This window comes from Dyella kyungheensis, assembly GCF_049913195.1.
In the GTDB taxonomy this organism is placed as follows: domain Bacteria; phylum Pseudomonadota; class Gammaproteobacteria; order Xanthomonadales; family Rhodanobacteraceae; genus Dyella; species Dyella kyungheensis.
Map to the genome: position 1 here is coordinate 219,145 of NZ_CP183983.1, position 22,035 is coordinate 241,179.

Genomic DNA, 22,035 nt, shown 5'->3' on the forward strand with positions numbered 1-22,035 from the left:
CCAAGGTGCGCTAGCGCGACCTCAACCCTTGCGGGGCGCCGGGGTTTGCGGTGGCGCGGTGGAGCCACGCACGACCAGTTCGGGTACAAAACATTCGCTGTGCGGCAACTCGACCGCGGCACCGGCCTTGCGCTGCAATTCGGCCATCAGCTGCAGCGCCGCATGGCGGCCGATATCGCTGGTGGACTGGCGCGCGGTGGTGAGCGCAGGCCATGCCTGCTTGGAGAACGGGCTGTCCTCGAAGCCGGCGATGGACAGCCCCCACGGCACATCCACGTTGCTCGAACGTGCCGCCGCGAGCACGCCGGCCGCGATTTCGTCGTTGCTGCCGAAGATCGCGGTCGGTGGATCCTTCAGCGCCAGCAGCTTGCGGGCACCACGGAAACCGTCGTCGAACGCATAACGGCCGGGCAGCACCAGCTTCTTGTCGAGCGGCAGGCCGTAGTCGCGCAATGCGTCGGCATAGCCCTGGTAACGCTCCGGGCTGGACCGGTGATGCGGTTCGCCCCACAGGAAGCCGATGCGCTTGTGACCCATCTGGATCAGGTGTTCGGTGATCGCGTAAGCGGCGCTACGGTCGTCGATGTAGACGCACGGTGCGCCGTCATGAGGATCGTCGCGCGAGGAAATGATGCGCACGAAGCTGATGTCGTTGGCGATCAGCGTATTGACCAGCTCGGCCTGCTCGGACATCGGCGGCGCCAGCACCAGGCCGGCCAGGCGATTGCGTTCCACCAGCGCGCACAACTCCGCCGCCAGATCGGGCGAGGTCGAATCGCACGGATGGATCAGCAGGCCGAAGCCACGCTCGCGACAGGCCGACAACACGCCGTCCTGCATGCTGATCACGTAGTGCGCGTTCGGGTTGTCGTAGACCAGCCCGATCGCATAGGCATGCGTGCTGCGCAGGCCGCGCGCGGAAGGATTGGGCTGATAGCCCAGGGCCTCGATCGCGCGCTCGACCTTTTCGCGCGTATCGGCGCGAACCGATGCCTCGTGATTGATCACGCGCGAGACGGTCTTGAGCGAAACGCCGGAACGCTTGGCGACGTCCTTGATGGTGGGGTTGCGCAACACAAGAAACTCCGGCTATCGGTAAGTAGCGGCATCGTAGCCCAGCGGGGCCTTGCCCGGCGGCGCGGAAGGCGCCGGCCGAGGCTTCAGCGCGCGTGCTGGCCGACGCGATGCCCCCTCACGCCGTAGTAGAGGATGTACAGGTAGCAGGGCACCATCAGGACCATGAATACCAGCTGGAAGTTGAAGTACTGCTTCAGGTGCACGAACAGCTGCGGCACCAGCGCGCCGCCCGCGATCGCCATGATCAGCAGCGCCGAGCCGCGCTCGGTGAGGCGGCCCAGGCCGTGGATGGCCAGCGGGAAGATCGCCGGCCACATCATGGCGTTGGCGAAACCCAGGGCGGCGACGAAACCCACCGAGGTATGGCCGGTGGTGATGTACGCGCCCAGCGTGAACAGCACGCCGAGCACTGCCGATACCGCCAGGTAGCTTTGCTGCGAGATGAAGCGGGGAATCAGCACCAGGCCCGCCAGGTAACCGCCGAGCATGGCGATCAGCGTGTACGAGGTGAAGTGCTTGGTCTCGTCCAGCGGCAGGCCGAAACCCTGGCCGTAGGTGCCGATGGCGTCGCCCGCCATCACTTCCACGCCCACGTAGAGGAACAGGCACAGCACGCCCAGCCACAGGTGCGGGAAGCTGAAGATGCCGCCCTTGGCATGGCCGATATCCGCTTCGGCGTTCGCGCCCGACGGTTTGATTTCCGGCAGCGGCGAGCGCACCACCCAGATCGCCAGCACCACCAGCAGGCCGGCCATGATCATGTACGGCATGTGGATCTTGGCGGCGAATGCGTTGAGCAGCGCCTCCCTTGCCTCGGGCGAGGCGGCGTCCTTGACCTGCTGGTCGAAGGTGTCGATACCCGACAAGACCAGCGCGCCGAACACGAACGGCGCCAGCGCACCGGCCACCTTGTTGCAGATGCCCATGAAGGCGATGCGCTGCGCGGCGCTGTCGATCGGGCCGAGAATGCTGATGTACGGATTGGAAGCGGTCTGCAGCAGCGCGAGTCCCGCGCCGATCACGAACAGGCCGGCCAGCGCCGGATAGAAGATGCGCATGCTGACGAACTGGCCGAACAGCACCGCGCCAATCGCCATCACGAACAACCCCAGGCCCATGCCCTTCTTCATGCCGGTGCGGCGAAGCACGCTCGACGCAGGAATGGCCAGGAAGAAGTACGAAAAATAGAACACCAGCGGCACGAAGAAAGCGGACACGTCATCGACGTTGAAGGCGAGCTTCACGAAGGTGATCAGCGGACCGTTGAGCCAGGTCACGAAGCCGAAGATGAAGAACAACACGCCGATGATCAGCATCGGCACCACGCTGGATGAGCGTGGCTCGCCAGCGGCAAGCGTAGTGGCAGACATGGATGGACTTACTCCCCGCGGATGGCCGCTGAACGATGGACCAGCACAGGTCCGATTCCCCCTCAAAGCCCCTCCCTCGCTGTGAAACAGAGGGAGAGATGAGCGTTTATCGACGCTATGCGTAACGTTGTCAAATTCTGACACGAGTGAGCCATCCAAAGGTGCACGAAGCGGGGATCGCAAGGATCGCGTTCGGGCACCCTCGTGCTGCGTCGCAATAGGGGTGATATGGCCCCGAGGCAGCGCCTCACGTTAGTTAAAAAATGCTTTGTTTACATGGTGTTGCACCGCATCATGATCTTGCGTTGAGGGCGTCATTTGCTGCGATTGCTGGCCTGCGCCAAACCCTTGTTTCGCATGAAAAAACGGTCTGTTGACAACGTTGTCATGCGAGTCAAGACTCGGGTCAAAATCGGGTCGCAGGCAGGGCAATGCGACACAGGAATGACGAGGGGATGACGGTGGCGCAAAGCAGTAACCACAGTCTGGAGGCGCGTCGGCTGCCGCTCCCGTCGGGGGCGTTTCTCGCCGCCGACGTCGGCGGAACGCACGCCCGCATCGGGCTGGTCAGCCGCGATCCGGACGGCACGCGTCCGGTGACGGTGCTGCAGTACCACCGCTATGCGTGTGCCGACTGGCCGAGCCTCACCGCCGTGCTGCAGGACTTCGTGGGCCAGCTCGATCACAGCGTGCACGTCAATCGCTGCGCGGTGGCCAGTGCCGGCTATGTGCTGGGCGACGCCATCGTCAACGACAACTTGCCCTGGCCGGTCTCCATCCGCGATATCCGCGACAGCCTGGGCATCGAACAGCTCGCCGTCGTCAACGATTTCGAAGCGGTGGCCTATGCCACCCAGTTCCTCAGCCAGGCCGACACCACCGCGGTGATCGAAAGCGAGGCACCGCCCGCCGACGGTCCGGTGCTGGTGATGGGTCCGGGTACCGGGCTGGGTTCGGCGGTGCTGTTGCCGGGCAAGCCGCACGCCACCGTGCTGGCCACCGAAGCGGGCCAGATCGCGCTGGCGCCGGGCAACGAACGCGAGATCGAGATTCTTCGCACGCTGTCGCGCGATCGCGCCTATGTGTCGTTCGAACACGCGCTGTCGGGTCCCGGCTTGCTCAACCTCTATCGCGCGCTGTGCACGCTGCGCGGCCAGGTCCCGGTGCTCACGCTGCCCAGCCAGGTGACGCAGTCGGCGCTGGAGCGCAGCGACGAAGCGGCCGTGGAAGCCCTGGATGTGTTCTGCGGTTTGCTCGGCAGCTTCGTGGGCGATCTATGCCTGCTGTATGGCGCCCGCGGCGGCGTGTTCCTGGCCGGCGGAATTCTTCCGCAGATCCGCGAGGTGCTGCTGGCCAGCAGTTTCCGCCAGCGCTTTTTCAACAAGGGCGTGATGCGCGCCTTCCTGCAACAGGTTCCCGTACGACTGATGGAGCACGGCCAGCACGGTGTGATCGGTGCGGCCGGGCTGTTTCTGGATTTGCAAGACGGCTCAAGCGCCTTCGCGGGCTCTCGCGCCGGGGAGAGCGCAGTAACCAGGTAGGACCCATCAACTAACCGGGCGCAAGCCCACTAGCCACGCCGCAGCCGGACGTCCCACAGCGCCCGCTGCAGAAACGCCTTCGAGGGGAGGATCTCATGTCACACCGCAAGACTCTGCTAGCAGCCAGCATCATCGCCGGCCTGTGTTTGGTTGGCTCCATCCACGCGCAGGACGCGACCAAGACCAGCGGCCCGGCCGCCCAGTCGTCGTCCGACCAGGCCACCGCTGACCAGGCCAAGGCCAAGCAGCTGGAAACCGTCACCGTTACAGGTATCCGCGCGAGCCTGCAGGCGTCGATGGACACCAAGCGCAATGCCGACGCCATCGTCGATGCGATCACCGCCGAAGACATCGGCAAGTTCCCCGCCAGCAACGTGGCCGAAGCCCTGGCCCAGGTTCCGGGCGTCACGCTCGATCGCCAGTTCGGCGCGACCCAGCGCGTCAGCATCAACGGCATGGATCCCAGCCTCAACCTCACGCTGCTCGATGGTCACCCGGTGGCGCAGGCGGTATGGCTGTACGACGACGCGCCGAACCGCGGCTTCAACTTCTCGCTGCTCGCGCCGGAAGTGATCGGCAACCTCGAGATCTACAAGAGCCCGGAAGCCCGCCTGGCGGAAGGCGCGCTTGGCGGCACCATCATCATGCACACGATCAAGCCGCTGGACGTGCCGTCCAATACGCTGACCGGTTCGTTCGGCGTGAACTACAACGACATGGTCGAGAGCAGCCGTCCGTCGGGCTCGGTGTTCTACAGCTGGCATAACGACGACAAGACCTTCGGCGTCGACGTATCGGCCCAGCACTACGAGCAGTTCCAGAACCGCGAAGGCATGGAAGTGTTCGGCTATTCCACGGTGTCCTCGTTGGCTACCGGCAACGCGGCGCTGCAGAACGAGATTGCCGCCGGCAAGATCAAGGGCTCGGACCTGGTGCCGCAGGAAGTCAACGCGGCCAACTTCGAGCAGACCGAGAAGCGCGACAGCGTCACCAGCAACATCCAGTGGAAGCCGACCGAAAACCTGGGCTTCAACCTGGGCCTGATGTACGCGCGCGACAACCTCAGCAACGTCAACCAGTCGATGTATCCGTGGGCGGCCAATTCGCCGGCCGGCATCACCTCGCTGACCGAAGGCCCCAACGGCATCATCACCGGCGGCACCCAGGCCGGTACGCCGTGTGTCAACGACCTCGCCTGCGCCAGCACCGCGCACACCTATACCGACAACAACGCACGCAAGTCGGTCATCACCACCAAGGGTGTGGACCTGTCGGGCGAGTACAAGGGTGACGGCTGGCGCCTGAGCGGCCAGGCCGGCGTGAGCGTCTCGCGCAACCCGATGGAACAGGCGGTGAAGGAGATCTTCTACGGCGGCGGCTACAGCTGGTCGCTGAACAAGGGCGCGCAGTTCGACGATCCCTCCACCGCCAACGACCCCAACTACTGGGCCGACAACGGCTGGGCAGGCAACCTGGGCAAGGAGCTCTACAAGGCCAAGGACACTTACGGTCAGCTCGATTTCACCAAGGACTTCGACGGTTTCCTCAACTCCATCAGTGTCGGCGCGCGTTACGCCTCGCACTGGGAAAGCCAGACCCTCAACGTGTTCACCGGCGCGCAGACGCTCACGCTCAGCCAGATCGGCTTCGGCGGCCTGACCGACCTGTCCGGTTCCAAGGATCTTGGCCTGAGCCAGAGCATGGTCCAGCACGTGCAGACCGCTGGCGCGCAGGCCATCTTCGATGCCATCCAGAACAGCCCGGGCTTCGGCACGGTGCAGGATCCCAACTCGTACTGGGACAACACCTTCGCCATCCAGCAGCAGAACACGGCGGGTTACCTGCAGGCCAACTTCGGCAACGACAACCTGCATGGCAACATCGGCGCGCGCTTCGTGCACACCCAGAACACCAGCAGCGGTTGGGTGATCCCCGCACCGTGCGCCACGGCGGACGTCTGGGGCTGCGACTTCCCGAGCGGCTTCGGTTACATCACGCAGAAGAGCACGCACAACGACTGGCTGCCGTCGTTCAACATCGCCTACAACGTCACGCCGGACATCATCCTGCGCGGCGCGGGTTCGGAGACCATCGCGTACGCGCCGTACAACCAGATGGCGCCGTACTTCGCCGCCAACGACACGGTGCTGACGGCCTCGGCCGGCAACCCGAACGTCAACCCGTACCGCGCCGTCAACTGGGACGGTTCGGCCGAGTGGTACTTCAACCCGCAGTCGATGGTGGCTGTGTCGTTCTTCTACAAGAACGTGCTCAACTACATCGTCAACAAGGCCACCTTCCAGGAACGCGTCAATGGTTCGTGGACGCTGCCGGGCTTCGCCGATGGCCTGACCGGCCAGTCGCTGGTCGCTTCGGGCCAGTGCACCACGGCAGGCATCTGCAACTACAGCGTCTCCGCGCCGGAAGATGGCGGCCGCGCCACCGTCAAGGGCGGCACGATCAGCTACCAGCAGGCGTATGGCTACGGCTTCGGTCTGCGTGCCAACTACACGTACTCGGACGCCAACACCAAGAGCGGCGGTGCCCTCCCGTACAACTCCAAGAACTCGTACACGGTGGCCCCGTACTACGAAGAAGGCCCGTACAGCGCGAGCCTGGCCTACAGCTACCGTTCCAGCTACCTCGCCGGTGGTTACGTGGCCGGTGCCGCGCCGACCTATATCGACGGCTTCAAGGAACTGGACGCGACGCTGGGTTACCAGATCAACCAGAACTTCTCGGTCACCCTCAACATGCTCAATCTGCTGAACTCCAAGTACTACGCGTACCTGGGCAGCAAGACGCAGCTGGCGAACGAGTACGTGACCGGCCGCCAGTACATGCTCAAGGCCAACTTCAAGTTCTGATCCTGATTAAAAGCAACTCCCCGCTAAGGGCCTGGCGTCTTGCCAGGCCCTCTTTTTATGCGCGGATTCGTCATCCCGGCGCACGCCGGAATCCAGTAGCGGTCCGTTCCGGTTATCGCGCTGGCAGTGAGGTCTTCGTCTTTTGTGTCGCGAAAATCGCGATGCACCGCCACTGGATTCCGGCCTGCGCCGGAATGACGGGCGGGCGGCGTTGCCCTGGTGCGTTGTGCTTAGTCGAGCGTACCGGCGCCGAAACGCTCGTCGGTGTGCTGCGTGGCAGCCACGCGCAGTGCGATGGACAACGCGCGAACCACATCGTGTTGGCTCATGCTCGGCGCATTCGGAAAGCGAGCGGCCTGCGAAGGCAGGTAAGGGATATGGATGAAGCCCGCCCGCAGGTGATGGTGTTGCGCGGCCAGATGCAGCATCAGGTAGGCCACGTGGTTGCATACGAACGTGCCCGCGGTGTTCGACACTTCGGCAGGCAGACCTTCGGCGAGCAAGGCCTTCAGCATCGACTTGATCGGCAGCGTGCTGAAGTAAGCGGCAGGGCCGTCGGCGACGATGGCTGCGTCGATGGGTTGTGCGCCCGCGTTGTCCGCGATGCGCGCGTCCTGCACGTTGATCGCCACGCGTTCCAGCGAGACGCGACTGCGTCCACCGGCCTGGCCCACGCCAAGCAGGATGGCTGGCTCGACCTCATCCACGGCCAGCGCCAGCTCGCGTTGCGAGTCGGCGAAGATGGTCGGCAGCAGGCGTGTTACCACGCGATGACCGCCGATGTGCTTACCGTCGAGTTCGCGCACCGCCTCCCACGAGGGGTTGATGTCCTCGTTGCCGAAGGGAGTGAAGCCGGTCAGGAGGATGCGCGGTTGGGAAGTCATGGTTGCAATGCTCGGGTCGTGCGGCGCGGTCAGCGGAACACCAGCGCCCACATGATCAGGAAGGTGGCGACGAAGATGCCGGCGGCGCTCCATGCCTGCGCGCGGATCACGCCGTAAGGATTGCGCAGTTCCAGCAAGGCGGCCGGCACCAGGTTGTAGTCGGCGGCCATCGGCGTGAGCAGCGTGCCGCAATAGCCGCACAGCATGCCCATGGAACCCAGGATGGCCGGGCTCGCACCGTAGCGATGCACCAGCAGCGGCAGGCCGATGCCGGCCATCATCACCGGGAACGCGGCAAACGCATTGCCCATGATCACGGTGAACAACACCATGCCCAGCGCGAACACCAGCAGGCAGAGGAAGGCATTGCCTTCCGGCAGGATCATCTGTGCCAATGCCGAGATGGCGGCGCCGACGCCGCTCTGCGTGAACACTTCGCCCAGCGCGGCCAGCAGCAGCGGCAACAGCGCCGCCCAGCCGATGGCATCGAGCAGGCGGCGACCTTCCGACAGGCCTTGATGAAGCGGCGCCTGCGCCACGCGCGCAGCGGCAAATACTGCAATGACGCAGGCTAGTGCGAGTCCGGTCAAGGTCATCTGCGGCTTGGCGAACAGCGCGTGGCCGCCGATCGAGAGATGTTCTCCCATCAAGGCGACCAGCAAGGTCACCAGCGGAATCAGCAAGGCCGGCACGAACAGCTTGTGGCCAAGGCGGATGGCCGAGGCAAGCCGCGCGGAAGCGCTCGCGGTTTCCGGATGCGCCTGGCGTCGCAGGCGGGGCGCAAGCAGTGCCAGTGCAATGACCATGCAGCCGGCGATCTGCGACGGCAGCGCGTTGCCGGCCTTCTGCTGCGCCAACACGGCGTCGCCGCCGACGAAGAGCAGGCCGAGCAGGACCCAGAATGTCGCGCGCGCCAGCTGGCGGTCGCGCGCATTGCGCCATGCGGTGTAGAACAGGAAGGCGGCAATCAGCCAGTACGCATATTCGATACGTAGCATGCTCAGGCTTCCTGCTCGCGACGGCTGGCTTGCGCGCGTCGTTGCAGGCGACGCTGGAACAGCCACACGCGCACCGACTGGATCACAAAGGCGACCATGGCGGTGGGCAGTGCCCACAGGGCAATCGACAACGGCGAGAGGTCGATGCCGTGCTGCGCATAGAAGCCCTGGATCAACAGCACCGCACCCAGCGCGATGAACACGTCCTCGCCGAAGAAGCGGCCGATGTTGTCGGTGGCGGCAGCGACGGCGCGCACTTCGTCGCGCTCGGCGTCGTTCAAACCCGGATGGATCTTCTCGGCAGCCGCTTCGCTCATCGGCGCGAGCAAGGGACGCACGGTCTGCGCGGCGCCGGCCACGCCGGTGAGACCGAACATGGCGAGCACTTCGCGCACCAGCAGATAACCGATCAGCAGCCGCGCCAGCGTCATGCCGCGCAATCGCGCCATCCATTGCTGCGCATGCTCGCGCAAGCCGGCATGTTCGAGCAGCCCGATGGCGGGCAGGGTGAGCACGAACAGCATCAGCATGCGCGAGGACACGAAGCTCTTGCCCAGCAGCGCGAGCAGCTCGGGTGGATGCAGGCCGGCCAGCAAGCCGCTGACCAGCGCCGCACAAACCACCACGGGAACCGCATTGAAGCGCAGTGCAAAGCCGATGACGATGACCGCGACGCCGAGCAGCGGCCAGTAATTCATGCGCGCGCCTCCGTGGTGTGCGGGGCGGCGATGGCGATGCCGGCGGCCTCCAGCGCGGCCCGCAGCTGGCGGGCGAAGGCGACGGCGTGCTCGCCGTCGCCGTGCACGCACAAGGTGTCGGCCTGCAGCGCGACGATGCTGCCGTCGACCGCGCGAACCTGGCCTTCGCGGGCCATCGCCATGGCCTGCGCGATCGCCTCGTCGCTTTCCTGGATCACCGCATCGGGCTCGCGTCGGGGCTGCAGCGAGCCGTCGGATCGGTAGCGGCGATCCGCAAAGGCTTCGGCAGCGACCGGAATGCCGGCGGCGATGCCGGCATCGATCAGCGCCGAGTTGGCCAATCCGAACAAGCGCAACGACGGATCGAAATCGCGCACGGCACGGGCAATCGCCGCGGCCAGTTTCGCGTCGCGTGCCGCCATGTTGTACAGCGCGCCGTGCGGCTTCACGTGGCACAGGCGCGTGCCCGCCGCCTGCGCGAAGGCCTGCAGCGCGCCGATCTGATAAAGCGTCATGGCGTAGGCTTCGTTCGGCGTCACCGCCATCTCGCGTCGACCGAAGCCTTGCAGGTCGGGCAGCGAGACATGCGCACCGATCGCCACGTCATGCTGCACGGCCAGCGCCACGGTGCCGCGCATGATGTCCGGATCGCCGCCGTGGAAACCGCAGGCGATATTGGCGGAGCTGACGATGGCCAGCAGCGCGGCATCGTCGCCCATGCGCCATGCGCCATAGGATTCGCCCAGGTCGCTGTTGATGTCGATGGTCTTGGCGGTGGCACTCTTCATGCGGATTCCAGACGTTGTTCGATGCGTTGTAGCAGGCGTCGCAGCGCGGCCTCCCGTTCGCCGAGGCGTTGCAAGGCCTCGTCCAGGGTGGTCTCGCGGAAGGATACGGTATCGCCCGGCCGCCGCTGCGCGAGACGCGGCAGATCCACCGCGGCGAGTTGGCCGATGCGCGGATAGCCGCCGGTCACCGGCGCTTCGGCCAGCAACAGGATGGGCTGGCCGGAGGGTGGCAGTTGCAGGGTGCCGGGCAAGGTCGCTTCGGAGATCAATTCCAGCGACTGGCGCAGCTGCAGCGGGGCGCCATCCAGACGGCAGCCGGTACGGTTGCTGTCCTTGCTGAGCATGAAGCGCTGTGAGAACAGCGCGCGTTGCGAGGCCTCGTCCAGCGCATCCGCATGATGGCCGCGCAGCAGCGCGAGCGGTGCGCGCTCATAGTCGAGCCACGGTTGCGGATCGAGTCCCCAGCGCAGCGCTTGCATGCCCTGCGTGGACTGGAACCAGGGGGCGGCAGCGTGTTCGCCGATGGCGAGCATGTCGCCGGCCTGCACGGCCTTGCCTTGCAGCGGGCCCACGCCCGCATGCAGGTCGGTGCTGCGGCTACCCAGCACCGGCGTGCAATCGAAACCGCCGCGCACGGCCAGATAGCTGCGGCAACCATGACGCATGCCGCCCAGGCGAAGCACGCTGCCGGCAGGAAGGAAACAGGAGGTCCACGCGGGCAGCGCCTGGCCCTCCACGCGACCTTCGATAAGCCCGCCGGTCAGCGCCACCACGGCGTCCTGCTGAAAGCGCAGGGTGGGTCCGGCCAGCGTGATCTCCAGCACCGCTTCGTCGCCCGCGTTGCCGACCAGGGCATTGGCCAGCTGCATGGAGGGTTCGTCCACCGCGCCGGCGCGGCCCAACCCGAGTTGGGCATAACCGCGACGCCCTGCATCCTGCAGGCTGGTGAGCAGTCCGGGCTTGATGACCTCGATGCTCACAGTCCTGCACTCGCGGCAAGCCGTTCGTACTCGCGTTCGTCGATGGCGCGAAAGCGCACGTGGTCGCCCGGCTGGAGCAGGGAAGGCGAGGCGGCGGCGAGATCGAACAGGCACACCGGCGTGCGGCCAATCAGATGCCAGCCGCCGGGCAGCGCCTGCGGGTAGATGCCCGTCTGCTGCCCGCCGATGGCAACGCTGCCGGCGGGCACGCGGATGCGCGGATGGCTTCGGCGCGGCACGGCGAGCGCGTGGTCCAGGCCCAGCAGATAGGGGAATCCCGGCGCAAAACCCAGCATGGCGACGCGATAGAGCGCCGCTACATGGCGCCTGACCACCTCGTCTGCCGACATGCCCGCATGCGCCGCGACTTCGTGCAGATCCGCGCCCGCATCGCCGCCATAGCAGACGGGGATGCTCACTTCGCGCGGCGTCTTCCCGGTCGATGAGCCCGCATCCCACGCCGCAGCGATCGCTGCGCGCAGGCGTTCGGCGCTGAAGAGGCCATCGTCGCCCAGCCATTGCGCCACATCGAAACGCAGCAACAGGCTGGCATAGGCCGGCACGCATTCCACGCCGCCAAGATTCGCCTGCAATCGCGCGGCGGCGGCGTGCACGCGGTCGTTCACGGCGGTGTCGATCGTGTCGCCGAAGCGCAACAGCCACGCGTCCTCGGCCAGTGCTTCGATCGGTAGGTCGGCCAGTGCAAAGGTCACGCGCACAGCTTCCCGAACTCGCTGGAGGGCATCGACAGACGTGCGTTTCGTGGGCGGGGATGAGTCACCCGCGAAGTGTTGCAGAACAGACCGGATTTGCCGACTTGCACCGCGACAGTTTCGGAGCGGCGTTGAATCGGCGGCGACGATCGCAAGGCCGCACTGAAAATCACCGTGCTATCGCACGCCTTTGCGATGCACGTGGCGCAGCTTCATGTGCCGGACGAGTGCCGGTTCCGGGAACTTGCGTCGTGTGCTCCTGCGATCCGCCCGCTTCGCAACGTTGTCAAATGGATGCGGTTTCAACTGCCGCGACAACCAAAACGAGGCCGAGAATCCCCCCATTTTGAGTCGGAAATGGCCCGTCTGAGTCAGGCGCCACAGGTGCCGTGATGGCGCACTGCGAGAAACCTTTCTGGGCGCCAAAAATGCAAACAAGCTGCTGATAGATATGTATTTATGCATGTATATCGGAGAGGCCCGGCGGAGCCGATTCAGGGTGGATGTTGCCCTGCCGCATAGGTCTCTCCGCGAACTTCGCGGCGGATTGTTGACAACGTTGTCAACCATTACCCAGACTCCGGTCAAAGAGGGTCGGTTCACAAGAACGTGACATCAGGATGACGAGGGAATCGCAAGTGATCGAAGGGATCACCCACAGCGCACGTGAGTTCTTGGCGCAAGAAGCCATGTTTCTCGCTGCCGATGTCGGAGGAACGCACGCTCGCATCGGGCTGGTCAGCCGCGATCCGGACGGCACGCGTCCGGTGACGGTGCTGCAGTACCACCGCTATGCGTGTGCCGACTGGCCGAGCCTCACTGCCGTGCTGCAGGACTTCGTGGGCCAGCTCGATCACAGCGTGCACGTCAATCGCTGCGCGGTGGCCAGTGCCGGCTATGTGCTGGGCGACGCCATCGTCAACGACAACTTGCCCTGGCCGGTCTCCATCCGCGATATCCGCGACAGCCTGGGCATCGAGCAACTCGCGGTCGTCAACGATTTCGAAGCGGTGGCCTACGCCACCCAGTTCCTCAGCCAGGCCGACACCACCGCGGTGATCGAAAGCGAGGCACCGCCCGCCGAAGGTCCGGTGCTGGTGATGGGTCCGGGTACCGGGCTGGGTTCGGCGGTGCTGTTGCCGGGCAAGCCGCACGCCACCGTGCTGGCCACCGAAGCGGGCCAGATCGCGCTGGCGCCGGGCAACGAACGCGAGATCGAGATTCTTCGCACGCTGTCGCGCGATCGCGCCTATGTGTCGTTCGAACACGCGCTGTCGGGTCCCGGCTTGCTCAACCTCTATCGCGCGCTGTGCACGCTGCGCGACCAGGCGCCGGTGCTGACCCTGCCGAGCCAGGTGACGCAGTCGGCGCTGGAGCGCAGCGACGAAGCGGCCGTGGAAGCCCTGGATGTGTTCTGCGGTTTGCTCGGCAGCTTCGTGGGCGACCTGTGCCTGCTGTATGGCGCACGCGGCGGCGTGTTTCTGGCCGGCGGAATTCTTCCGCAGATCCGCGAGGTGCTGCTTGCGAGCACTTTCCGCCAGCGTTTTTTCAACAAAGGCGTGATGCGCGCCTTCCTGCAACAGGTTCCCGTACGACTGATGGAGCACGGCCAGCACGGTGTGATTGGTGCGGCCGGCTTGTACCTGGACGGACGCACGTAAAGACCGCGGGAAAACCGAAACACCGACTTAGCACCACACCGTTGCACTGAACCGGGCACACGCCCAGACAGCCACGCCGCAGCCGGACGACCCACAACATCCGCTGCAGAAAACGCCTTCGAGGGGAGGACACCATGTCACACCGCAAGACTCTGCTATCCGCCAGCATCATCGCCGGACTCTGTCTGTCCGGTTCGCTCTATGCCGCCGACAACACGCCTGCGCCGCAGTCCGGCCCGGCCGCGTCGGGCCAGGACACTGCAGCACAGACCGCCGCCGACAGGGCCAAGGCCAAAGAGCTTGGCACGGTCACCGTGGTCGGTATCCGCGATTCGGAAGCCGAGTCGCTGAACCTGAAGAAGGCTGCCGACTCGCATATCGAAGTGATCACCGCCGAAGACATCGGCAAGCTGCCGGCCAAGAACGTGGCCGACACGCTGCAGCGCCTGCCCGGCATCAACATCAGCTCGTCCAGCGCCAGCGAAGGCGGCTTCGACGAAAACGATCGCGTGAGCCTGCGTGGCACCAACCCGAGCATGACGCAGACGCTCGTCAACGGTCACACCGTGGGCACCGGCGACTGGTTCGTGCTGAGCCAGGTGCAGACCGTCGGCCGCAGCGTGAGCTACAGCCTGCTGCCGTCGGAAATCGTCAGCGAAGTGGTCGTGCACAAGACCTCCGAAGCCAAGCTGCAGGAAGGCGGCAGCGCCGGCACCGTCGACATCACCACGCGCAAGCCGCTGGAGTTCGCCAAGCCGTTCACCGCGCAGGCTTCGGTGGGTGGCGTGTACGCTGACCTCCCGGGCAACACCAAGCCGCAGTTCAATGCATTGGCCAACTGGAAGAACGACGACAACAGCTTCGGCGTGATGGTGCAGGGCTTCTATGAGAAGCGCAGCCTGCAGCGCGACGGCCAGGAAATCGTGGGCGGTTACGGCCAGATCGGCGCGACCGACGCGATTGCCGTGGCGCACCCGGAACTGGCCGGCAAGTACTATCCGAACCTGGTCGGCCAGACCCTGTTCACGCAGACGCGCACCCGCAAGGGCGGCACCATCGACATCGAATGGAAGCCGCTCGACAACCTGACCTTGAACCTCAACAGCTTCTACTCGAAGCTGGAAGCGGACAACTTCAACCGCAACTACATGCTGTGGACGAGCAAGTTCGTCGCCAGCGGCGCGCAGCTGCAGCCGGGCTACCAGGTGAAGGGCAACGTCCTCACCAACGCGAACTTCGGCAAGCCGTCGCCGACCGACGTCTGCACGCCCGCCACCGCCACCGCACCGGCCATCCTCTGCGCTGATACGCCCTACGGCGTGTACGACCAGATCTCGCGTCCGGGCGCTTCGTCGTCTTCCGCGTTCACCACGCTCGACGCCGAATGGCGCGCCACCGACCACCTGACCTTCACCGGCCAGGTCGGCACCACCGAAGGCAAGGGCAACAGCGACGAGCAGAACGTCAGCGAGCTGGGCTTCGGCCTGGGCGCCGGCGCGGGCTGGGGCATGCGCGGCACCGGCAATCCGACCAACTGGTCGATCGGCGGCGACAACACCACGCCGTCGGGCATCGTTCCGTCCGCCGGCTGGATCTTCGGCGACCAGAACATCCACGTGAAGGACAAGGAAAACTTCTTCCAGGCCGACGGCGAATACGCGTTCGACAGCTCGCCGATCTCGCTGAGCACGCTGGACTTCGGCATTCGCTATTCCGATCACACGCGTGAGAACAAGACCGACATCGGCCAGGGTCCCACCGGCGATTGGCAGAATCCGGCCAACTACCCGACCAGCTGGAAGAACTATCCGAGCAGCTTCAACAGCGATCTGGGCGTGAACGGCCCCGGTCCGGCCTGGTACTACAGCCCGGGTGATCTCGCGGCGTTCAATGCGCAGTTTGCCAACCGCGATCCGGTGGCCCGCTTCAACTGGCAGAACATCTACAAGGTCAACGAGAAGGACACGGCGGCCTACCTGCAGGCCAACTTCTCGGGCGAACGCTGGAGCGCCAACGCGGGCTTCCGTTACGTCTATACCAAGGAAGACATCAACTACAACTCCAGCGCGGTGTCCGACTTCACCGTGGCCGGTCCGATCACCGGTTCCGCGTTTGGCAACTATTACGCCAACACCTATAAGCACAGCTACGACAAGCTGCTGCCGAGCTTCAACTTCAAGTTCAACCTGACCGACGACCTGCTGGCACGCTTCGCCGCCTCGCAGACCATGACCCGCCCGGACTACTCGGCGCTGGCCGGTTCGTACTCGCTGGATGACCTCACGCACACCGGCACCGGTGGCAATCCGCAGCTGAAGCCGCTCATCTCGACCAACTTCGACGCAGCGCTGGAGTGGTATTTCGCTCCGCGCGGCCTGGTCTCGGCCGGCGTGTACGACATGCAGCTGAGCGACTACATCAACTTCGGCAACCAGAACATCCAGTTCAAGGACCAGCAGGCCAGCAACACCGCCGGCCGCGATGTGTTCGCGACGTACCAGGTCAGCGTGCCGACCAACGTCGACGGTCACGTGAAGGGTGTGGAGCTGAACTACATCCAGCCGATCGGCGACTACTTCGGCGTGCAGACCAACTACACCTACGCCAGCGGTTCGGCGGAAGACGGCAAGCCGTTGCAGGGCACTTCGAAGAACACGTTCAACGTCTCCGGTTACTTCGAGAACCAGATGTTCAACGCCCGCATCAGCTACACCTACCGTTCGTCGTTCTATGCCGGCGTGAGCCGCACCGATACGTTCTACCAGGATGGCATCGGCAACCTGGCGGCCTCGTTCGGCTACAACATCAACTCGTGGATGTCGCTCACCCTGGACGCCATGAACCTCAACAACCCGAAGCTGAAGTACTACACGCTCAGCCCGAACTACGGCAAGCAGCCCTACGCGTTCTACGTGAATGGCCGCCAGTACTACGTGAACCTTCGCTTCAAGATCTAACTTAAGGCTTCCTCCCCGCCAACGGGCCCGGCACACTTGCCGGGCCCGATTTTTCTTCGGGGTCTCGAACGTCGTTCCAAGAACCTGCGGGAGCCGATGGCATGAAGCAATGTCTTGCGATGATCGTCGCGGTGCTGGTTGCGCCCGGTGCGCTGGCGTCGGGAGGGAAGGTGCTGGTGGACCAGGTCGGTTACGACACCGACGCAGTCAAGCAGGCCATCGTGATGGATGTCGTGAGCGCATCGCCGCCGTCGTTTCGACTGGTGAATGCCGATACCGGCAACGTGGTGTTCGAGGGCACGCTTTCCGCCTCGGCGGGTATTGCGCGGTGGAACGGCAGTTACGCATTGGCCGACTTCAGCAGCGTGCGTACGCCCGGCCGCTACTACGTGGACGTAACGCAGACCAGCCAGGATAAGACGCAACCTTGTGGGAGCGCACTGGTGCGCGACAGCAACGCCGCGTCGCCTTCGCCAGGTGGGAATGTCGCGCACCAGTGCGCTCCCACAAAAGATCTGCGTTCATCCGTGTTCGACATCCAGGACAACGTGCTTGAGCGAAACACGCTCTCCAACGTCGTCTACTACTTCAAGGGCCAACGCTCCAGCGGCTTGCTGGACAAGGCCGATACCCATCTTGCGCATCCCGACGGCACGCCGGGCACGCTCGATATCCACGGTGGCTGGTACGACGCCACGGGCGACTACGGCATCCACCTGTCGCACCAGAATCCGACCAGCTACTTCAACACCCAGCAGTTGCCGCTCGCCGCCTGGAGCCTGTTGCGCACCTGGCAACAGCTGGAAGCGCGCAACGACAAGAATTTTCGCGAGTACGACCGTCGCCTGCTCGACGAAGGTTTGTTCGGCGCCGATTTCCTGGTGCGCGACAAGCGCCCGGACGGCTCGTTCTATCAATCCATCGATGCGCCCGGTGCCGGCAAGCTGCCGCAGGACCGGCGCATCGGCGATCCGAACTGGCGCACGCAGATCAAACTCAAGCCGGGCGATCACACCGAGCACGTCGAACAGCCGGCACACGGCCCGCATGCCTACGAGGCGAGCTTCCGCGCCGGTGGCGGCATGGCCATCGCCGCGCTCGCGCTCGCCGCGCGCACGGGCGTGGACGGCGATTTCACCGCCAAGGATTATCTCAAGGCCGCCGAGGATGCCTACCGCTTCCTCGATGCTCACAACCGCGAGCTGACCAACGACGGCAAGGACAACATCACCGACGACTATTGCGCCCTGCTCGCCGCGGTGGAGCTGTACCGCACCACCCATGACGAGGTATGGCGCAACGCGGCGGACGCACGGGCGGAGCGCTTGCTGGCGCGTCTGATCACGCATGACGGCCACCGCGACTACTGGCGCGCGGACGATGGCACGCGTCCGTTCTTCCATCCCTCGGACGCCGGCCTGCCGGTCGTCGCGTTGGTGGAGTACGCCGGTATCGCCGATGCGAAGCGCCAGGCAAAGGTGCGCGAGGTGGTGAAGCGCTCTCTCGAAGCCGAGTTGGCCGTCACCGGCGAGGTCAGCAATCCGTTCGGCTATGCGCGACAACTCGTGCGTGGTGGCGATGGTCGCGTGCGTACCGCATTCTTCTTCCCGCACGACACCGAAGCGGCGCCGTGGTGGCAGGGCGAGAATGCACGCATCGCCTCACTGGCCGCAGCAGCACGCATGGCCGCGCCACTTTACACCGGCGCCGGCGACCAGGCTTTCCGAACGAAATTGCAGGCCTATGCATGGAACCAGCTGCACTGGATCCTCGGCCGCAATCCATACGACAGCAGCATGTTGATGGGTAGCGGCCACAACAACGCGCCGTACATGTTCTTCGACTCGTACGCCTACACCAATGCGCCGGGCGCGATCATCAACGGCATCACTTCGGGCCTGACCGACGACGAGGGCATCGCCTTCGATCTCGGTTACGCTCAGACCGGCAAGGATGAAGACTGGCGCTGGACCGAACAGTGGATACCGCACGATGCGTGGTATCTGTTCGCCATCAGCCTTCCCCATGATTGACGTCGCATGATGAGACGAATGATGAAGAAAACTTCTTGTGTGTTGGCCATAGCCCTGTGTGGGCTCACCGCCTTTGCCCACGGCGCCACGCCCGTGAACCTGATCCCGATGCCGGCGCAGTTGAGCGTCAATGGCCAAGGGTTCACGGTCACGGCGCAGACGCCCATCGTGGTCGACAGCGGTGACGCGGATGCTCGCCGCACGGCCGAGTACCTCGCCTCGCTCACAGCGCATACCCGCCACTTGCAGCTCGCCGTGAAAACGGGTGCGCCCGACGACGGCGCCATCGTGCTGAAGCGCGATCCGCAGGCGCCCGTTGCCAACGCGGAAGGCTATGCGCTGGACGTGACGCCGCAGGGTATCCGCATCACCGCGCGCGACGAAGCCGGCCTGTTCTACGGCGCCGTTACCGCATGGCAGCTGCTCACGCCATCGCAAGGAAGCGGCGACGTGCGCGTGGAGCCGGTGCATATCCGCGACGAACCACGCTTTGCCTGGCGCGGCATGATGCTGGACTCCGCGCGTCATTTCTGGACGCCGGCCGAAGTGCGCAGCGTCATCGACCAGATGGCGCAGCACAAACTCAACACGCTGCATTGGCATCTCACGGATGACCAGGGCTGGCGCATCGAGATCAAGCGCTATCCCGAACTCACCCGCATCGGTGCCTGGCGTACGCCGCCCACGGTCGGCAAGCAACCGCAGCCGGCGCGCTACGGCGGCTTCTATACGCAGGACGACATCAAGGCCATCGTGGCCTATGCCACCGAACGTCATATCAGGGTGGTACCGGAGATCGACATGCCTGGCCATGCGCAGGCAGCGGTGGCCTCGTATCCGGAACTGGGCGTCACCGGCACGCGACCGCCGGTGTCGGTGGACTGGGGCGTGAATCCCTACCTCTACAACGTCGACGATCACACCTTGCAGTTCCTGCAGAACGTGCTCGACGAAGTGATGGCGTTGTTCCCGTCCACCTATATCCATGTGGGCGGCGATGAAGCGGTGAAAGACCAGTGGAAGGCTTCCGCCGCTGTGCAGGCGCGCATGAAGGCGCTCGGCATCAAGAGCGAAGATGCGATGCAGAGCTGGTTCATCGATCAGATGGGGAAGTACCTCGCTGCCCACGATCGCCGCCTGATCGGCTGGGATGAAATCCTCGAAGGCGGCGTGCCCGCGAGCGCCACGGTGATGTCGTGGCGTGGCACGCAGGGTGCCATCGATGCGGCGAAGCTGGGTCACGACGTGGTGCTGTCGCCGGCGCCGCAGCTGTATCTCGACCAGATGCAGAGCGATCTCCCGGACGAGACCACCGGCCGCCTGCCGTCGATGTCGCTGCAGAGCTATTACGACTTCGAGGCGGTACCGAAGGCGCTGAGCGCGGCACAGGCGAAACACGTGCTCGGCATGCAGGCCAACCTGTGGACCGAGCATATGCCGACCATGCGGCATGTTCAGCACAACGTGTTCCCGCGCATAGCGGCGTTGTCCGAAGCGGCCTGGACGCCGACGAAGGAACACGACTGGCGCGGCTTCCTCGACCGCATGCCGTCCCAGTTGGCGCGCTATCGCGTGCAGGACATCGCATACGCCGACAGTGCGTTCGCTGCGTCCATCGACACGGACCGCAATGTCGCCATCAGCAGCGGGCAGGCCAACGTGAAGTTGTCGAACCAGGCCAAAGTCGGCAGCCTGCACTACACCACCGACGGCCGCGAACCGGATGCGTCTTCGCCGCTGTACGTGCGTCCCTTCACGGTGAAGCTGCCCACCACGATCAAGGCCGTGGCGCTGGCCGCCGATGGCACGCCGCTGGCTGAGGCACGCACGCGCGTGCTCGATCTTCCGTCGCTGCGCACGCGCAGCACCGGCGAGCTGGAGAATTGTCCGGGCAGCGACTTCCGCCTGCGCGTGCAGCCCACGCCCGATGCCACCAGCATGGCGCCCACGTATCTGATCAATGTGTTCGACAACTGCCGCCTGTATCGCGCGGCCAAGCTGGACGGCATCGCCGCCATTCGGGTGGAGACCGCCAGCTTGCCGCGCAACTACGCGCTGGCGCATGAGGCCAAGCTGGTGAAGGCGTACCCGTCGGCCACGCCGCAGGGCGAACTGGTGGTGCGCATGGACAGCTGCAAGGGCAAACAACTTGCCTCGCTGCCGTTGCCTACCGATCAGCCGGCGACGTTCACCCTCAAGGGCGACCTGGCCAAACAGGCGGGCACGCATGACCTGTGTCTGGTGTTCACCTCGCCGATCACCGGACCCATCTACGGCGTAGGCGCGGTGACGCTGGTGCCGGCCGACAAACCGGCACCATGAGTACCGCGCTTCGTCGCCTGGCTTCGGTCGATGCGTTGCGCGGGTGCACCGTCGCCCTGATGTTGCTGGTCAACGATCCGGGCGACTGGGATCACGTGTACTGGCCGCTGGAGCACGCCCAGTGGCACGGTTGCACGCCGACCGACCTGGTGTTCCCGTTCTTCCTGTTCGTGGTGGGCGTGTCCATTGCGCTCGCCGTCGGTCCACGGGTGGAGCAGGGCGGCGACAAGGGGCTGCTGATGCGCGCGGCGTTGATGCGCGGCCTGCGCATCCTGCTGCTGGGCGTGGCGATCAATCTGCTGGCGTGGTGGATCATGCCGCAGGCGCATCTGCGTTTCCCTGGTGTGTTGCAGCGCATCGGCGTGTGTTTCGCGGGAGCGGCGGCGTTCGCGATCTACACCAGGCCGCGTCTGCAATGGATCACCATCGCCGTGCTGCTGTTGGGGTATTGGGTGTTGCTGTTGGCGGGAGGTTCGCTGGAACCCTTCGTCAATATCGTCAGTCGCACTGACTTCGCCGTCTTCGGTCGTACCGTCTACCAGATCGATCCGGTCAGCGGTCTCGGTCACGATCCGGAAGGGCTGCTCGGATGTCTGCCCTCGCTCGCCACCAGCCTGCTCGGCGTGCGTGCCGGCCAGTGGTTGCGCGAGAAGAACATCAAGGCGCTGGCGCTGTCCGGCATCGCGTGGTTGCTGCTGGGCTTCGCCTCGTCGCTGGTATTCCCGTTCAACAAGAATCTTTGGAGCTCGTCGTTCGTGCTGTGGACGGCCGGTTGGGCGACGCTCGCGCTGCTGCTGTTCCACGTGCTGATCGACCAGCGCGGTTGGCCGGCCATCGGGCGACGCTTTGGCGTGAATGCTGTGGCGGCCTATGCGGGTTCCGAGCTGATGCAGATCCTGCTGCTGGGCCTGGGCATCCTCGAGCCGTTCTACCAGTACACCTTCGGTCGCTGGATCACGCCGGTTGCCGGCCCGTACGTGGCCTCGGTCACGTTTGCCGTTGCGTTCGTGGCGTTCTGGTGGGTGATCGTCTACGCCATGGATCGAAAGAAGATCTACCTCAAGCTCTGAACTGGCGGGCGTGCCGGCGTTTTCTTTTGTGGGAGCGCGCTTGCGCGCGACCGCAACGTCCGGTGCGCCGCTCCGT

General features: G+C 64.9%; 15 protein-coding genes. 7 read left to right on the top strand and 8 right to left on the bottom strand.

Annotation, left to right across the window (positions count from 1 at the left end; all coding sequences use genetic code 11):
* Positions 1 to 21: 21 nt before the first annotated feature.
* Both ACN9MB_RS00905 and ACN9MB_RS00910 read right to left on the bottom strand, forming a co-directional pair.
* Complete coding sequence (locus ACN9MB_RS00905; protein ID WP_204638016.1) at positions 22 to 1,074, bottom strand: LacI family DNA-binding transcriptional regulator; 1,053 nt, start codon at positions 1,072 to 1,074, stop codon at positions 22 to 24.
* Positions 1,075 to 1,160: 86 nt separating this feature from the next.
* Positions 1,161 to 2,447, bottom strand: coding sequence for a sugar MFS transporter (locus tag ACN9MB_RS00910; RefSeq protein WP_204637920.1), 1,287 nt, complete (start codon positions 2,445 to 2,447; stop codon positions 1,161 to 1,163).
* 455 nt (positions 2,448 to 2,902) lie between these two features.
* On the opposite strand from ACN9MB_RS00910, the gene glk (ACN9MB_RS00915) reads away from it, so the two are divergent.
* Complete coding sequence (glk, locus tag ACN9MB_RS00915; protein WP_426270448.1) at positions 2,903 to 3,988, top strand: glucokinase; 1,086 nt, start codon at positions 2,903 to 2,905, stop codon at positions 3,986 to 3,988.
* A 95-nt stretch (positions 3,989 to 4,083) separates the two neighbouring features.
* Positions 4,084 to 6,855 carry a TonB-dependent receptor gene (locus tag ACN9MB_RS00920; protein WP_426270449.1) on the top strand — a complete coding sequence of 924 codons (2,772 nt, stop codon included), beginning with the start codon at positions 4,084 to 4,086 and terminating at the stop codon, positions 6,853 to 6,855.
* Positions 6,856 to 7,085: 230 nt separating this feature from the next.
* Here ACN9MB_RS00920 and pcp read toward each other — a convergent pair whose 3' ends face one another.
* The 6 genes from pcp to pxpB are packed head-to-tail and all read right to left on the bottom strand — an operon-like array spanning position 7,086 to position 11,916.
* Positions 7,086 to 7,739 (bottom strand): pyroglutamyl-peptidase I, encoded by a 654-nt coding sequence (gene pcp / locus ACN9MB_RS00925; protein ID WP_204637918.1) that lies wholly within the window; start codon positions 7,737 to 7,739, stop codon positions 7,086 to 7,088.
* A 29-nt stretch (positions 7,740 to 7,768) separates the two neighbouring features.
* On the bottom strand, positions 7,769 to 8,737 hold the full coding sequence (locus ACN9MB_RS00930) for a 5-oxoproline transporter, DUF979 family subunit (RefSeq protein ID WP_426270450.1): 969 nt from the start codon (positions 8,735 to 8,737) through the stop codon (positions 7,769 to 7,771).
* Between the two features lie 2 nt (positions 8,738 to 8,739).
* Positions 8,740 to 9,435, bottom strand: coding sequence for a DUF969 domain-containing protein (locus ACN9MB_RS00935; protein WP_426270451.1), 696 nt, complete (start codon positions 9,433 to 9,435; stop codon positions 8,740 to 8,742).
* Positions 9,432 to 10,223: a LamB/YcsF family protein gene (locus ACN9MB_RS00940; protein ID WP_426270452.1), complete on the bottom strand. Its 792-nt coding sequence runs from the start codon at positions 10,221 to 10,223 to the stop codon at positions 9,432 to 9,434. The genes ACN9MB_RS00935 and ACN9MB_RS00940 overlap by 4 nt, the downstream gene beginning before the upstream one ends.
* The gene (locus ACN9MB_RS00945) at positions 10,220 to 11,203 is read right to left on the bottom strand and encodes a 5-oxoprolinase/urea amidolyase family protein (protein ID WP_204637914.1); all 984 of its coding nucleotides are present in this window, start codon (positions 11,201 to 11,203) and stop codon (positions 10,220 to 10,222) included. Before ACN9MB_RS00945 ends, ACN9MB_RS00940 begins: the two co-directional genes overlap by 4 nt.
* On the bottom strand, positions 11,200 to 11,916 hold the full coding sequence (pxpB, locus tag ACN9MB_RS00950; protein ID WP_426270453.1) for a 5-oxoprolinase subunit PxpB: 717 nt from the start codon (positions 11,914 to 11,916) through the stop codon (positions 11,200 to 11,202). The genes ACN9MB_RS00945 and pxpB overlap by 4 nt, the downstream gene beginning before the upstream one ends.
* A 689-nt stretch (positions 11,917 to 12,605) precedes the next feature.
* Between pxpB and glk (ACN9MB_RS00955) the strand changes: the two genes are divergently transcribed.
* The 5 genes from glk (ACN9MB_RS00955) (at position 12,606) to ACN9MB_RS00975 (ending at position 21,959) form a co-directional block, all read left to right on the top strand.
* Positions 12,606 to 13,577, top strand: a complete 972-nt coding sequence (gene glk / locus ACN9MB_RS00955; protein ID WP_426271868.1) for a glucokinase — start codon at positions 12,606 to 12,608, stop codon at positions 13,575 to 13,577.
* Between the two features lie 134 nt (positions 13,578 to 13,711).
* Positions 13,712 to 16,534, top strand: a complete 2,823-nt coding sequence (locus ACN9MB_RS00960) for a TonB-dependent receptor (RefSeq protein ID WP_426270454.1) — start codon at positions 13,712 to 13,714, stop codon at positions 16,532 to 16,534.
* 101 nt (positions 16,535 to 16,635) lie between these two features.
* Positions 16,636 to 18,567: a glycoside hydrolase family 9 protein gene (locus tag ACN9MB_RS00965; protein WP_426270455.1), complete on the top strand. Its 1,932-nt coding sequence runs from the start codon at positions 16,636 to 16,638 to the stop codon at positions 18,565 to 18,567.
* 21 nt (positions 18,568 to 18,588) lie between these two features.
* Positions 18,589 to 20,889, top strand: a complete 2,301-nt coding sequence (locus tag ACN9MB_RS00970) for a family 20 glycosylhydrolase (protein ID WP_426270456.1) — start codon at positions 18,589 to 18,591, stop codon at positions 20,887 to 20,889.
* Entirely contained in the window at positions 20,886 to 21,959 is a 1,074-nt protein-coding gene (locus ACN9MB_RS00975; RefSeq protein WP_426270457.1) for an acyltransferase family protein, read from the top strand. Before ACN9MB_RS00970 ends, ACN9MB_RS00975 begins: the two co-directional genes overlap by 4 nt.
* Positions 21,960 to 22,035 lie beyond the last annotated feature (76 nt).